Annotated in this window: 14 protein-coding genes; 10 read left to right on the top strand and 4 right to left on the bottom strand. The window is 71.9% G+C overall.

All coding sequences use genetic code 11. From position 1 onward, the window contains the following. Positions 1 to 5 precede the first annotated feature (5 nt). The gene (locus tag KBC94_RS07055) at positions 6 to 1292 is read left to right on the top strand and encodes an EAL domain-containing protein (RefSeq protein ID WP_294367892.1); all 1287 of its coding nucleotides are present in this window, start codon (positions 6 to 8) and stop codon (positions 1290 to 1292) included. Positions 1293 to 1489: 197 nt separating this feature from the next. Next, complete coding sequence (locus tag KBC94_RS07050; RefSeq protein ID WP_294367890.1) at positions 1490 to 1816, top strand: PsiF family protein; 327 nt, start codon at positions 1490 to 1492, stop codon at positions 1814 to 1816. Between the two features lie 67 nt (positions 1817 to 1883). Here KBC94_RS07050 and KBC94_RS07045 read toward each other — a convergent pair whose 3' ends face one another. Together KBC94_RS07045 and rpe are read right to left on the bottom strand one after the other, a co-directional pair. Continuing rightward, a complete protein-coding gene (locus tag KBC94_RS07045; protein WP_294367888.1) occupies positions 1884 to 2336 on the bottom strand; it encodes a DUF2214 family protein in 453 nt (150 codons plus the stop codon). Between the two features lie 26 nt (positions 2337 to 2362). Continuing rightward, positions 2363 to 3058 (bottom strand): ribulose-phosphate 3-epimerase, encoded by a 696-nt coding sequence (gene rpe, locus KBC94_RS07040; RefSeq protein ID WP_294367887.1) that lies wholly within the window; start codon positions 3056 to 3058, stop codon positions 2363 to 2365. Positions 3059 to 3136: 78 nt separating this feature from the next. On the opposite strand from rpe, the gene apaG reads away from it, so the two are divergent. The 4 genes from apaG (at position 3137) to thiL (ending at position 7164) form a co-directional block, all read left to right on the top strand. After that, entirely contained in the window at positions 3137 to 3532 is a 396-nt protein-coding gene (gene apaG / locus KBC94_RS07035; RefSeq protein WP_017762174.1) for a Co2+/Mg2+ efflux protein ApaG, read from the top strand. Positions 3533 to 3675: 143 nt separating this feature from the next. After that, positions 3676 to 4941, top strand: a complete 1266-nt coding sequence (locus tag KBC94_RS07030) for a cation:proton antiporter (protein WP_294367884.1) — start codon at positions 3676 to 3678, stop codon at positions 4939 to 4941. Positions 4942 to 5065: 124 nt separating this feature from the next. Continuing rightward, entirely contained in the window at positions 5066 to 6190 is a 1125-nt protein-coding gene (locus KBC94_RS07025; protein ID WP_234193722.1) for a YbdK family carboxylate-amine ligase, read from the top strand. 5 nt (positions 6191 to 6195) lie between these two features. After that, positions 6196 to 7164, top strand: coding sequence for a thiamine-phosphate kinase (gene thiL, locus KBC94_RS07020; protein WP_294367882.1), 969 nt, complete (start codon positions 6196 to 6198; stop codon positions 7162 to 7164). A 3-nt stretch (positions 7165 to 7167) separates the two neighbouring features. On the opposite strand, the gene KBC94_RS07015 is transcribed toward thiL, so the two are convergent. After that, a complete protein-coding gene (locus tag KBC94_RS07015) occupies positions 7168 to 8067 on the bottom strand; it encodes a LysR family transcriptional regulator (RefSeq protein ID WP_294367879.1) in 900 nt (299 codons plus the stop codon). A 93-nt stretch (positions 8068 to 8160) separates the two neighbouring features. On the opposite strand from KBC94_RS07015, the gene KBC94_RS07010 reads away from it, so the two are divergent. The 4 genes from KBC94_RS07010 (at position 8161) to KBC94_RS06995 (ending at position 12150) form a co-directional block, all read left to right on the top strand. Continuing rightward, entirely contained in the window at positions 8161 to 9156 is a 996-nt protein-coding gene (locus KBC94_RS07010) for a tripartite tricarboxylate transporter substrate binding protein (RefSeq protein ID WP_294367875.1), read from the top strand. 13 nt (positions 9157 to 9169) lie between these two features. After that, positions 9170 to 10858 (top strand): FAD-dependent oxidoreductase, encoded by a 1689-nt coding sequence (locus tag KBC94_RS07005; RefSeq protein ID WP_294367872.1) that lies wholly within the window; start codon positions 9170 to 9172, stop codon positions 10856 to 10858. A gap of 136 nt (positions 10859 to 10994) precedes the next feature. After that, positions 10995 to 11585, top strand: a complete 591-nt coding sequence (locus KBC94_RS07000; protein WP_294367869.1) for a phosphatidylglycerophosphatase A — start codon at positions 10995 to 10997, stop codon at positions 11583 to 11585. A 40-nt stretch (positions 11586 to 11625) separates the two neighbouring features. Then, a complete protein-coding gene (locus KBC94_RS06995; RefSeq protein ID WP_294367867.1) occupies positions 11626 to 12150 on the top strand; it encodes a CinA family protein in 525 nt (174 codons plus the stop codon). Positions 12151 to 12226: 76 nt separating this feature from the next. On the opposite strand, the gene KBC94_RS06990 is transcribed toward KBC94_RS06995, so the two are convergent. Further along, a complete protein-coding gene (locus tag KBC94_RS06990; protein WP_294367864.1) occupies positions 12227 to 13198 on the bottom strand; it encodes a succinylglutamate desuccinylase/aspartoacylase family protein in 972 nt (323 codons plus the stop codon). Between the last annotated feature and the right edge of the window lie 4 nt (positions 13199 to 13202).

Here is a 13202-nt window from a genome sequence, read left to right as displayed (position 1 = left end):
AAAAGATGCGCCACGACGCCGCGGAGGCCCTCTACATCGGCCGCCAGCCCATCCTGGGACGGGACCAGCAACTGCACGCCTATGAACTGCTGTTCCGCAGTGGCCATGCCGCGGGTGCCCAGGTGCTCGACGGCGCCCAGGCCACGGCCACGGTGATCGTCAACGCCTTCGCCGAACTGGGCATGGCCCATGCCCTGGACGGTCATCCCGCCTATATCAACGTCGACACCCAATTGCTCTTCAGCGACGTGCTGGAGCTGCTGCCCCGCCAGGCGGTGGTGCTGGAGATCCTGGAGTCGGTCCCCGCCACGCCAGCCGTGCTGCAGCGCTGCCTGCACCTGCGCGAGGCGGGCTTCACGCTGGCGCTGGACGACGTGGTGGACTTCGATGCCCGCACGGCCGCCCTGCTGCCGCTGGCGCGCGTGGTCAAGGTCGACCTGCTGCCCCTCGCCGCGGATGCCGTGGCTCCGCTGGTGCGGCGCCTCCGCGCGGCGGCACCGGCGGTCCTGCTGCTGGCCGAGAAGGTGGAGCGGCGCGAGCAGTTCGACGCCTGCCTGGCGCTGGGCTTCTCGCTCTTCCAGGGCTACCACTTCGCGCGGCCGACGATCATCGCCGGCCGCCGCCTGGGTCATTCGCAGCACACGCTGATCCGGCTGATGGGTCAGCTGGGCGCCGATGCCGACAGCGGTGCGCTGGAGGAAACGCTCAAGCCCGAGCCCGGCCTGACCATGAACCTGCTGCGCATGGCCAACGCCGCAGGCGCCGGGGCCACGCGCGCGGTCACCTCGCTGCGCGACGTGATCCAGGTGCTGGGCCGCCGCCACCTGCAGCGCTGGGTGCAACTGCTGCTGTTTGCCGCCGATGCCCGGGGTGGCACGGCCAGCCCCCTGCTGCTGATGGCCGCCACCCGCGGCCGGCTCATGGAATCGGCGGCCCAGTTGCTGCGTCCGCGCGATGCGGGCCTGGCAGATGGTGCCTTCATGGTGGGGATGATGTCGCTCATGCCCGCCGTGGTGGGGCTGGCCATGGAAGACATCCTCGGCCCGCTGCGGCTGGCCCCGGCCATCGACCAGGCCCTGCGCGACGGCGCCGGGCTGCTGGGCGAGTTGCTGGCCCTGGCGCAGGCCAGCGAAAGCGGCAACCTGCAAGGGCTGGCCCAGGCCCTGCAGGCCCACCCCGACCTCTCGCCGGCCCTGTTCAACCAGGCCCAGGCCGAGGCCCTGGAATGGGCGCACGCCATCGGCCGCGGAACGGCACCGGCCGGCGCAGGCGGATCGACCGGCGCGGGCTGACCCGGCGGCACGTCAGGCCGCTCGCCGCGCCGCGCCGCGCTCCGCATCGCCTCGCCTCGCCTCGCGCTGGTGCGATTGCAAACTTTCGTTTCATCGTTCGTCGTCATCGCAACCTTTGTGAACCGCGTTGCATGAAAGCCTGGCGCCGCCGGGCCGGTGCCCGAGGGGCGCCGCTTGAGCCGGAAGGACAACCACCCATGAAAAAGCTCGCTTCCCTGATCGCCCTGGGCGCCGCCCTGTCGTTCAACGCCTTCGCCCAGACGCCCACCCCGGCGGCAGCGGCCGCCGAGAAGGCGCCGACCGCGCAGCAGAGCAAGATGAAGACCTGCAACGCCGACGCCGGCGACAAGAAGGGCGACGAGCGCAAGGCCTTCATGAAGCAGTGCCTGTCGGCCAAGCCGGCCAAGGCCGCCACGCAGCAGGACAAGATGAAGAGCTGCAACGCCGACCCCAAGGCCAAGACCCTCAAGGGCGACGAGCGCAAGGCCTTCATGAAGGAATGCCTGAGCGCCAAGGCCGCCTGAGGCGGGCGCCCGCGTCCACGACCACGAAGCCCGGCCGACGCCGGGCTTTTTTGCCGGGCGCCGTCGCCTACTTGCCGAAGCCGCGCGCCAGGAAGACGGCGAACAGCGGGATCAGCGCGATGAGGTGCGCCTGCACCATCACCAGCCGGCGGGTGCGGCGCACCTCCTCGGCGCCGGGCAGTGCGCCGCCCTGGCGCTGCGCGCGCACCCAGCGGCGGAAGGTCAGCGTCGGGAAGATCGAGATCAGCCCCACGATCACGAACAGCGTCACCTTCACGTGCAGCAGCGGGTTGGTCCAGTACCAGGCGCTGCCCTTGACGCCCAGGAAGGTGCGCACCAAGCCGGTGGCCAGCACGGCGATGGCGGCAATGCCGTAGATCAGGTCGACCTTGGCCAGCCGCTCCACCGCCTTGGCGTTGAGCCATTCGATGCGGCACAGCGCGGCCTCGCTGGAGATGAACACCACCATCGTCAGGATGGCGAGCAGGTGCAGGTAGGCCAGGATGGCTTCGAGCGTCACGGCGGACTCCGGAGATGGAAAGGCGTTCAGCGGGCCAGGTTGGCGCGCATGGTGTCGATCACCGTGCGGTAGTCGGGCGCGTTGAAGATCGCGCTGCCGGCCACGAAGGTGTCGGCGCCGGCGGCGGCCACGCGGGCGATGTTGTCGGCCTTGATGCCACCGTCCACCTCCAGCCGGATGTCGCGGCCGCTGGCGTCGATGCGCTTTCGCACCAGCTCGATCTTGCGCAGCGCCGAGTCGATGAAGCTCTGGCCGCCGAAGCCGGGATTGACGCTCATGATCAGCACCAGGTCGATCTCGTCCAGCGTCCAGTCCAGCACCTCCAGCGAGGCCGCCGGGTTGAACACCAGCCCCGGCTTGCAGCCGGCCGCGCGGATGGCCTGGATGCTGCGGTGCACATGCGGCGAGGCGTCGGGGTGGAAGCTGATGTAGTCGGCACCGGCCTTGGCGAAGGCGGCGGCCAGGGCGTCGACCGGCTGGATCATCAGGTGCACGTCGATGGGCACCGGCCGGCCGTCGGGCGTTTTGGCGTGCGGCTTGAGCGCCTCGCACACCATCGGGCCGAAGGTGAGGTTGGGCACATAGTGGTTGTCCATCACGTCGAAATGGATCCAGTCGGCGCCGGCGGCGATCACGTCGCTCACTTCGGCGCCCAGCCGGGCGAAGTCGGCCGAGAGGATGGACGGGGCGATGCGGTGGGTCGTGGGGCGGCTCGTCGTCATGGACGCGGATTCTCGCCGCAGGCCCGCCCTTGACCCGCGGACCCGGCCGGAAGACCCGCGTTGTTAACATTCCGCGCCATGCCCCAGCACCCGATGCGCGTCGAGGTCGAGCCTCGCTACCTGCCCGAGCAGTCCTCGCCGGAAACCGGGCTCTACGCCTTCGCCTACACGATCACCGTGACCAACGTGGCGCTGTTCCCGATCCAGCTGATCGCCCGCCACTGGGTGATCGAGGACATCTCCGGCCATGTGCAGGAGGTGCGCGGCCTGGGCGTGGTGGGGCGCCAGCCGCTGCTGTCGCCGGGCCAGTCCTTCCGCTACACCAGCGGCTGCCAGCTCAAGGCGGCCAGCGGTACGATGCGCGGCAGCTATTTCGTGGTGAGCGAGGACGCCGAACGCTTCGACGTGCCCATCGCCGCCTTCGTGCTCGACGCCGGAACGGGTTCCGACCCCGGCCCGCGCATCCTGCACTGAGGATCGCCCGGCGCTGCGGCGCCGATGACCCCGGGACCCGACCGCGCGCTGGCGCCGCGGGCCCAGTCAGAAGGAACGGACGACCAGGACGCCGCTGCGCGGTGCCGATGCCGTCCGGCCCTTCGCAGACCTTTGCCAGCTCGATGAATCTTCTTCCTTCCGACCTGCTGGGCTTCCTGTCCAGCTGGATGCGACCGACAGCTGGCCTGCCCACCGTGTGGTGGGCCCTGCTGATCGCCGCAGCAGCCGCCGCCGGCCATCTCGTGCAACGCTACATGGGCCTGCCCAAGGTGGTGGGCTATTCGCTGGTGGGCACCGTGGTGGGCCTGGCCGGCTTCGAGGGTGCCATCTGGCCGCTGCAGGGCACGGCCCTCTACCTGATGGAGCTGGGCGTGGCCATCGTGCTCTTCGAGGCGGGCGGGCGCCTGCCGCTGGGCTGGTTCCGCCGCAACCCGATGGTGCTGGCGCAGAGCCTGGCCGAATCGGGCCTGACCTTCGCCGCCGTCTGGTGGACGCTGCGCGCCTTCGACGTGCCGCCCTCGGTGATCGCCCCACTGGCGCTGATCGCGGTGGCGGCCTCGCCGGCCGTGCTGTCCCGCGTGGTGATCGACATCCGCGCCTCCGGCCCGGTGACCGAGCGGGCACTGGCGCTGTCCACCCTCAACACGCTGTATGCGCTGACACTGGCCTATGTCTTCGCGGGCCGGCTCGAGAACTCGCCGCAAGGCTTCATGGAGAACTTCCATCCCATCCTGACGGTGCTGGGCCTGTCCTTCGTGGTGGGCGCGGTGATGGCGCTGGCCCTGCGCTCGGCGCTGCGGGTGATGAGCCCGACGAGCGAGAACACCTCGATCCTGCTGCTGGCGATCATCGGTGCCGGCGCGGCCGTGGCCAGCGCCTGGGGCGGCGCGGCACCGCTGGCGGCGCTGATCGGCGGCGTGCTGCTCAAGGGGCTGAATCCGCGGCCCTGGGTCTGGCCGCGCCAGCTGGGCACCGCGGCCTCGCTGGTGACCATGCTGATGTTCGTGCTGGTCTCCATCGTCGCGGCGCAGGCGGAATGGAACCTCACCGTGGCCACCGTGGTGCTGGCGCTGATCGGTGCGCGCGCCGTGGCCAAGATCGCCGGCGTGGCGCTGGCCAATCCGGGCAGCGGCACCAGCTGGCGCCAGGCGCTGTGGATCGGCTGCGCGATGGCGCCGCTGTCGTCCATCGCGCTGCTGATTGCGTCGGGCTTCGTCACCGCCTCGCCGCTGCTGGGCCACCTGATCACGCAGGTCGCGTTGCCGGCCATCCTGCTGATGGAGGTGCTGGGCGCGGTGCTGGCCACCGTGGCCCTCTATGGCGCAAAAGAAAGCTCGCGGCCCTGGGCCCCCGAGGCCTTCACCGCCCCCGAGGACACGCAGCGATGAGCGCCCGCCCGGCCGCTTCGACGCCGAAGGAACAGCCATGAGCCCTCTGGACACCCCCCCTTCGCCCTTCTCGCCCCCGACCGCCGAGCCGACGCGCGCCCAGCGCGAGGCCGATGCGCGGGTGGTGCCGCTGGAGCCCTTCCGCAGCTCCAAGGCGCTGTCGCTGGGCGTGGAGTTGGAGCTTCAGCTGGTCAACACCCACGACTACGACCTCGCACCCTATGCCGAGGACATGCTGCGCGGCATGGCCCAGTTCGACCTGCGCGGCAGCGTGGTGCCGGAGATGACCTCGAGCATGATCGAGATCTCCACCGACGTCTGCCATTCGGCCGAGGAGGTGCTGCAGCAGCTGGGGCCGCTTCGTGACGCGCTGGTCAAGGTGGCCGGCAAGCTCAACATCGCGGTGCTGGGCGGCGGCACGCATGCCTTCCAGCAGTGGCACGAGCAGCGCATCTACGACAAGCCGCGCTTCCGCCAGCTGTCGGAGCTGTACGGCTACCTGTCCAAGCAATTCACCATCTTCGGCCAGCACGTGCACGTGGGCTGCCCCGATGCCGATTCGGCGCTGCTGATGCTGCACCGCATGAGCCGCTACATCCCGCACTTCATCGCGCTGTCGGCCTCCAGTCCCTATGTGCAGGGGCAGGACACGCAGTTCGACTCGGCGCGGCTCAATTCCGTCTTCGCCTTCCCGCTGTCGGGCCGCGCGCCCTTCACGCTGTCGTGGAAGGAGTTCGAGGGCTACTTCGCGCGCATGACCCGCACCGGCGTGGTCAAGAGCATGAAGGACTTCTACTGGGACATCCGGCCCAAGCCCGAGTACGGCACCATCGAGATCCGCGTCTTCGACACGCCGCTCACGGTGGAGCGCGCCGCCGCGCTGGCCGGCTACGTGCAGACGCTGGCCGCGTACTTCCTGCAGGAGCAGCCCTTCGTGCCCAGCGAGGACGACTACCTGGTCTACACCTACAACCGCTTCCAGGCCTGCCGCTTCGGCCTGGACGCGGTGTACGTGGACCCGTCCAACGGCGAGCACATGCCGCTGCGCGAGCACATCCTGCGCACCATGACCATGCTGGAGCCGCATGCCGCCGTGCTCGACGCCACCCGCGCCTTCGGCCGGCTGCGCAGCTCGGTCGAAGCCAGCGAGAACGACGCCCGCTGGCTGCGCGAGCGCCAGGGCCGCGAACGGCTGCTGGCCGAGGTGGTGCGCCAGGCGGCCGAGCGCTTCCGCACGCCGGTGGGCTGATCGACATGGGTGAATTCGATCTGATCCGCCAGTTCTTCCAGCGCCCGGCGGTGCCCGATGGCGCAGTGGCGCTGGGCGTGGGCGACGACTGCGCGCTGCTGGACCTGGCACCGGGCATGCAACTGGCCGTCTCCTCCGACATGCTGGTCGAGGGCCGGCACTTCCTCTCCACGGTCGATGCGGCGCGGCTCGGCCACAAGGCACTGGCCGTCAACCTGAGCGACCTGGCCGCCTGCGGCGCGCGACCGCTGGCCTTCACGCTGGCGCTGTCGCTGCCCTCGGTGGACGAAGCATGGCTGGCCGGTCTGGCCCAGGGCCTGTTCGCCCTGGCCGATGCACACGGCTGTCAGTTGATGGGCGGCGACACCACGCGCGGCCCGCTCAACCTGTGCATCACCGTCTTCGGCGAGGTGCCGCGCGGCGCGGCCCTGCTGCGCAGCGGCGCGCGCGTGGGCGATGAGCTCTGGGTCAGCGGCACGCTGGGCGATGCGCGGCTGGCGCTGGAGGTGTTCCGCGGCCGGCTCTCGGTGCCCGAAACGGTATTCGCCGCGGCCCGTACCCGCATGGAGCAGCCGACGCCGCGCGTCGCGCTGGGCCTGGCGCTGCGCGGCATCGCCACCAGCGCCATCGACATCAGCGACGGCCTGGCCGGCGACCTGGGCCATGTGCTGCGCGCCAGCGGCGTGGGCGCCACGCTCGACGCCGACGCCGTGGCCGGCACGCTGGCCGCCCGCGGCGCGGTGGCGCTGGACGCCGCGATGCAGCGCAGCCTGACGCTGGCCGGCGGCGACGACTACGAACTGGCCTTCACAGCACCGGCAGGGCGCGCGGCCGACGTCGAAGCCGCGGCGCGTGCGGCCGGCGTGCCGGTGACGCGCATCGGCCGCATCGAGGCCGAGCCCGGCCTGCGCGTGGTGGATGCGCAAGGCCGGCCGGTGGACCAGCGCTTCGCGTCCTTCGACCACTTCGGCTGACGCTCAGGCCCACTGCGCCCGCAGCATCTCGATGAAGCTGCGGCTGGCCGCCGACAGCGAGCGGCCACGGCGCGTCACCACCGAGATGTCGCGCGAGACCCGCGGTGCCGACAGCGGAATCACGGCCAGGTCCGCATCGCCGCGCGCCCGCGCGAAGGCCGAGGGCATCACCGACGGCCCGAGGCCGCTGGCCGTCATCCACAGCGCGGTGGACAGGAAGCTCACCTCCCCCGCCACCTCCAGCGCCACGCCGGCGCGCGCGGCGGTCACGTCCACCGTCTGGCGCACGCCGTAGCCGCCGCGCGAGGTGATGACGGGATGGCCGGCCAGGTCGGTCCAGCGGATGCTGCGGCGGCCGGCCAGCGGATGGTCGCGCCGGCAGACGAAGGCCAGGTGGTCGCGCAGCAGCGGTTCGGTCTCGATGTCGGCGCCGGGCCGCTCGGGTGTGCCCAGGCCGAAGTCCACATGCTCGCCCAGCACGCGGGCCACGAACTGGTCGGGCGCGCAGTCGTCCACCACCACCCGCACGCCGGGGTGCGACTCGCCGAAACGGCGCACCGCCTCGGGCAACAGAAAGCCCGCCAGCGTGGGCGTGATGGCGACCGCGACACGTCCGCGCTCCAGCGTGGCCAGGTCCCGGAAGCCGCCGGCCAGCGCATCGACGTCGCGCAGGATGCGCTCGGCCGTGGGCAGCATGTCGGTGGCCGCCGCGGTGGGCTGCAGCGAGCGCGTGGTGCGGTCGAACAGGCGCGTGTCCAGCCCCTCCTCCAGTTGCCGCAGCAGCATGCTCACCGCCGACTGGGTGACGAAGAGCCGCTGCGCCGCCGTGCCCAGCCGGCGCGACTGGTAGACGGCGACGAAGGCGCGCAGCTGGCGGATGGTGGGCGTGAAGGAACGATTCATCAGGTGACCTGAAATTTTCATTCGAATTTCTCGATTTACGAATGAATGTTGACGCGCTTCAATGCGGCCTCGACAAAAACAGGAGACAGATCGATGACGACAGAACATGCCGCCGGCCTGACGCGGCGCGCCAGCCTGGCCTCGCTGGCGGCGCTGCTGGCCGCGCCGCTGGCCGCCCGCGCCCAGGGCAACTGGCCCGACAAGCCCATCCGCCTGGTCGTCACCTTCCCGCCCGGCGGCAGCACCGATGCCGTGGTGCGCCTGCTCACGCCCCGCCTCAACGAGAAGCTGGGCCAGCAGATGGTGGTGGACAACCGCCCCGGCGCAGGCGGCAACGTCGGCCTCACGCTGGTGGCCAAGGCGCCGGCCGACGGCTACACGCTGGGCGTGGGCGCGGCCGGCGCGCTGTCGGCCAATTCCAGCCTGTATGCCCAGATGCCCTTCGACCCGCTCAAGGACCTCAAGCCCGTGGGCATGCTGGCGGCCATTCCCTTCGTGCTGGTGGGCCACCCCTCGGTGCCGGCGCGCAACCTGCGCGAGCTGATCGCGCTGGCCCGCAGCAAGCCGGGCGGGCTGTCGGTGGGCCACGGCGGCAACGGCACCGCCATGCACCTGGCCACGGCCCTGTTCGAGCAGATGGCCGAGGCCAGGGTGGTGGGCGTGCCCTACCGCGGCTCGGGCCCGGCGGCCATCGACGCCATCGCGGGCCAGGTGCCGCTGGCCATGGTCGACCTGCCGGCCGCGCTGCAGCAGATCCGTGCCGGCAAGCTGGTCGCCTTCGGCGTCACCAGTCCGCAGCGCCTGCCCTCGCTGCCCGACGTGCCCACGCTGGCCGAAGCCGGCCTACCCGGCTACGACGCCACCGGCTGGTTCGGCGTGGTAGCACCGGCCGCCACGCCGACGGCCATCGTCACGCAGCTCAACGAGGCCTTCAACCTTGCGCTGCGCGATCCACAGAACCAGGCCGCCATGCGCGCCCAGGGCGTGGAGCCGGCGCCCGACACGCCACAGGCCTTCGAGCGCTACATCCAGAGCGAGACGCGCAAGTGGGGCCAGGTCATCAAAACCGCCCAAATCAAGCTGGACTGACAAGACTGCAACGATGACTTCTTCCGCCTCTCCATCCTCCCTCTTCGACGCCGACGTGCTGATCGTCGGCGGCGGCCCTGTCGGCCTGACGCTGGCGACCGACCTGGCGCAGCGCGGCCACCGCGTGGCCGTGGCCGAACTGCGCCGCTATGGCGAGCCGCCCAGCGTCAAGTGCAACCATGTGTCGGCCCGCACCATGGAGCAGCTGCGCCGCCTGGGCGTGGCCGCGCGCCTGCGCGATGCGGGCCTGCCGCCCGACTATCCGAACGACGTGGTGTTCCGCACCCGCGTGACCGGCACCGAACTCACGCGCATCCCCATCCCGGGCCGCAGCACCCGCTACACCGACACCGCCGGCCCCGACGGCTGGTGGCCCACGCCGGAACCACCGCACCGCATCAACCAGATCTACCTGGAGCCGATCCTGCTCGACCACGCGGCAGCGCAGCCCGGCGTGCAGCTCTTCAACCGCACGCAGGTGGCCGAGTTCGTGCAGGACGAGGACGGCGTGACCGCCACGCTGCTCGACCTGGACAGCGGCGGCACGCGCCAGCTCCGGGCCCGCTACCTGGTGGGCTGCGACGGCGGCAGCTCCGGCGTGCGCAAGGCCATGGGCGCCAAGCTCGAAGGCACGCCGGTGATCCAGCGCGTGCAGTCCACCTTCATCCGCGCGCCAGGGCTCAAGGCCCTGCTGACGGACAAGGACGCCTGGTGCTGTTATGCCGTCAACCCCGAGCGCTGCGGCACCGTCTTCGCCATCGACGGGCAGCAGGACTGGCTGGTGCACAACCACCTTCATCCGCACGAGGCCGACTTCGACGCCGTGGACCGGGACTGGTCGATCCGCGCCATCCTGGGCGTGGGCCCCGACTTCGAGTACGAGGTCATCAGCCGCGAGGACTGGGTGGGCCGCCGCCTGGTGGCCGACCGGCTGCGCGCGGGTCGCGTCTTCATCGCCGGCGACGCGGCGCACCTGTGGGTGCCCTATGCCGGCTACGGCATGAACGCGGGCATCGCCGATGCCGTGAACCTGGCCTGGCTGCTGTCGGCCCGGCTGCACGGCTGGGGCGGCGAGGCCATCCTCGACGCCTACCAGGCCGAGCGCCAGCCGATCACCGAGCAGGTGTCGCACTTCGCCATGGACCATGCGCAGAAGATGATCCGCGCCCGCGGCGCCGTGCCGCCCAACATCGAAGCCCAGGGCCCCGAGGCCGACGCCGAGCGCGCGCGCGTGGGCCGCGAGGCCTACGACCTGAACGTGCAGCAGTTCTGCTGCGCGGGCCTGAACTTCGGCTACTTCTACGCCGGCTCGCCGCTGATCGTGGACGACGGCGCCCAGCCGCCCGCCTACTCGATGGGCGACTTCACGCCCTCGACGGTGCCCGGCTGCCGCGCGCCGCACTTCTGGCTGGCAGACGGCCGCTCGCTCTACGACCTCCTGGGCACGGGCTACACGCTGCTGCGGCTGGACCCGGCGGTGGACGTGGCACCGCTGCAGGCCGCGGCCAACGCACTGGGCATGCCACTCACGGTGGTGGACCCGGTGGCCGCCGGCCCGCTGCCCGCCGCCTATGCCCATGCGCTGCTGCTGGTGCGCACCGACCAGCACGTGGCCTGGCGCGGCGACCGGCTGCCGGCCGACCCCGGCGCGCTGCTGGCCCAACTGGCCGGGCGCAGCGCGCAGACGGTCGCCGCAGGCTGAAGGGGCCGCCTCGCGGGCCGTCACACGCGGCCTGCGGATCCAGAGCCCCTCGCCCCTCGCGGGAGAGGGAGCCAGTCCGACCGACGCAGGCGACAGGCTGGGCATCCCGCGAGGCCGGGTCTACCATCGGCGGCTCATGTCCGCTGCTCCGTCTTCTCCCCCCGACGCGCCCGCCTTCTCCGCTGCCCCTGCCGGCGTGTTGCCCCTGCCGCCGGTGCGGCCCACCTGGGCCTTCCTGCGCGCGCATCCGGCCCATGCCATCGCCCTCGGCTTCGGTGCCGGCCTCTCGCGCGTGGCGCCGGGAACGGCCGGCACGCTGTGGGGATGGGCGGTGTTCGTCGTGCTGGCGCATGTGCTGTCGCCCTTCGCGCTCGGCGTGGTGACGCTGGCCGCCTGGCCTGTCGGCTGGTGGGCGTGCACGGTGGCGGCGCGCAATCTGCGCGTGCCCGATCCGGGCGCCGTGGTCTGGGACGAGATCGCGGCCATCTGGCTCGTGCTGTGGCTGGTGCTGCCGGCCGGGCTGCTGGCCCAGATCGTGGCCTTTGCGCTGTTCCGCCTGTTCGACGCCGCCAAGCCCGGCCCGGTGGGCTGGGCCGACCGGCTCATCCCCTACGACCCGACGGCACCGCGCTGGGCCCTGTCGGGCCTGGGCATCCTGCTGGACGACCTGGTGGCCGCCTTCTGCACGCTGCTGGTGATCGCGCTGGCGCGTGCGCTGTGGTGGTGAACGGGCCGTTCCCTTCACACCCGATTCGAGGCCCAAGACCATGATCATCACCCCCGTCCCGCCCGCCGCCGACGAGGCGCCCGACCTGCCCGCGCTGGTGCGCCAACTGGCCGAGTTGCTGGGCATCAGCGGCCGCATGCTGGCCACCGCCGAGAGCTGCACCGGCGGCCTGATCGCCGGCGCCTGCACCGACCTGGCCGGCTCCAGCACCTGGTTCGAGCGCGGCTTCGTCACCTATTCCAACGAGGCCAAGACGCAGATGCTGGGCGTGCCGGCCGATGTCATCGCCGCCCACGGCGCCGTGAGCGAGCCGGTGGCGCGGGCCATGGCCGAAGGCGCCCTCGCGCACTCGCTCGCGCAGGCGGCGGTGGCCGTCACCGGCGTGGCCGGGCCGGGCGGCGGCTCGGCCGAGAAGCCGGTGGGCACCGTGTGGTTCGGCTGGTCGCTGGACGGCCAGTGCTGGACGGAGCGGCGCCTGTTCAGCGGCGACCGCGCCGCCGTGCGCGCGGCGACGGTGCGGCATGCGCTGCAGACGCTGGTGACGCGCCTGCGGCCGGCGGCCTGAACGCTCGCAGGCCCCTCCCGCGCCTGCAGTCCACGCGCTCCGCGGAGCGAGCAGGCAGCGGGCCGGCCCGCGCTCCTCAGCCCAGCAGGCGCTCGCTGGGCGTGGCGAAGTAGAACCACTCGGTGCCCACCCGCGCGACGGGGTTCGGGAACACGATGTGGCCGTCCGCGGCGGCCCGCACCTCGCTGCCATCGTGGCGATGGCCGATGAGCTCGCCCGCCTTCACGGCGTCGAAGGTGGCCCACTCGCGCACGAAGACATCGCCCTCGTGCAGCCGGTCGGTCACATCGCGCAGCCGCAGCAGGCGCGGCCGTGCCGGCGGATGCGCGGCCAGGCCCTCGGGCAGCGGCGCCATGCCCAGCAACGCGAGCGTGCGGCGGATGGCCTGCCACGCCACCTCGGGCGCCATCGGGTCGCGGTGCTGCCCGCATTCCAGCGTCACGCCGTAGCCGCCGCAGTTGCGGATGTACTCGTTGGTGCCGCGGCCGTAGTCGATCTCGTCCTCGGACGGCGCGACGCCGCCCGCGCGGCGCGCGATGGCCGCGGCGTAGACGTCCAGCCAGCCTTCCACGATGGTGGGCGTGCCGATGTGCAGGGCCAGGCGGCCTTCTTCCTCGGCGCGGGCGAAGGGCTCCAGCGGGCCCGGGTTGTCGCGCGGGCCGATCATGGCGAAGGCCTCGCCGGGGCTTTCGAAGGAATGCAGGTCCAGCAGCACCTCGTGCTGCGCGATCAGCGGCGCGAGCAGGTTGGTGAGCCGGTCCTCGTAGTCGCGCGGCTCGGTGCGGGGGCGGAAGGCGCGGTTGAGGTTGCGCTCGCCCTCGCGCTGCATCAGCCGCCGCGCCAGCGGATTGGCCACCGGCACCAGCGTGAGCCGGCCCCGCGCCACGCCGAGTGTGCCGCCGTCGAGCTCGGCCTTCAGGCGCTCGATGCCGGCCGTGCCGCCCGTCTCGTCGCCGTGTACGCCGCCCATCACCAACAGCCGGGGGCCGGGCTCGATGGCCGCGTAGGTGTGGATGCGGAGCAGGTCGTCGGCGTGCAGGATCGGCATCCGG

Source organism: Pseudacidovorax sp. (assembly GCF_017991995.1).
In the GTDB taxonomy this organism is placed as follows: Bacteria; Pseudomonadota; Gammaproteobacteria; order Burkholderiales; family Burkholderiaceae_C; genus Xenophilus.
Note: the sequence above shows the minus strand (reverse complement) of the source record. Positions and strands in the feature narration are given on the sequence as shown.

Bases quoted from the DNA above. Each gene is read 5' to 3' on its own strand.
- apaG (WP_017762174.1), top strand. From the start codon at position 3,137: ATGCCCCAGCACCCGATGCGCGTCGAGGTCGAGCCTCGCTACCTGCCC.
- KBC94_RS07050 (WP_294367890.1), top strand. From the start codon at position 1,490: ATGAAAAAGCTCGCTTCCCTGATCGCCCTGGGCGCCGCCCTGTCGTTC.
- rpe (WP_294367887.1), bottom strand. From the start codon at position 3,058: ATGACGACGAGCCGCCCCACGACCCACCGCATCGCCCCGTCCATCCTC.
- KBC94_RS07055 (WP_294367892.1), top strand. From the start codon at position 6: ATGCGCCACGACGCCGCGGAGGCCCTCTACATCGGCCGCCAGCCCATC.
- KBC94_RS07015 (WP_294367879.1), bottom strand. From the start codon at position 8,067: ATGAATCGTTCCTTCACGCCCACCATCCGCCAGCTGCGCGCCTTCGTC.
- KBC94_RS06990 (WP_294367864.1), bottom strand. From the start codon at position 13,198: ATGCCGATCCTGCACGCCGACGACCTGCTCCGCATCCACACCTACGCG.
- KBC94_RS07000 (WP_294367869.1), top strand. From the start codon at position 10,995: ATGTCCGCTGCTCCGTCTTCTCCCCCCGACGCGCCCGCCTTCTCCGCT.
- thiL (WP_294367882.1), top strand. From the start codon at position 6,196: ATGGGTGAATTCGATCTGATCCGCCAGTTCTTCCAGCGCCCGGCGGTG.
- KBC94_RS07030 (WP_294367884.1), top strand. From the start codon at position 3,676: ATGAATCTTCTTCCTTCCGACCTGCTGGGCTTCCTGTCCAGCTGGATG.
- KBC94_RS06995 (WP_294367867.1), top strand. From the start codon at position 11,626: ATGATCATCACCCCCGTCCCGCCCGCCGCCGACGAGGCGCCCGACCTG.
- KBC94_RS07010 (WP_294367875.1), top strand. From the start codon at position 8,161: ATGACGACAGAACATGCCGCCGGCCTGACGCGGCGCGCCAGCCTGGCC.
- KBC94_RS07005 (WP_294367872.1), top strand. From the start codon at position 9,170: ATGACTTCTTCCGCCTCTCCATCCTCCCTCTTCGACGCCGACGTGCTG.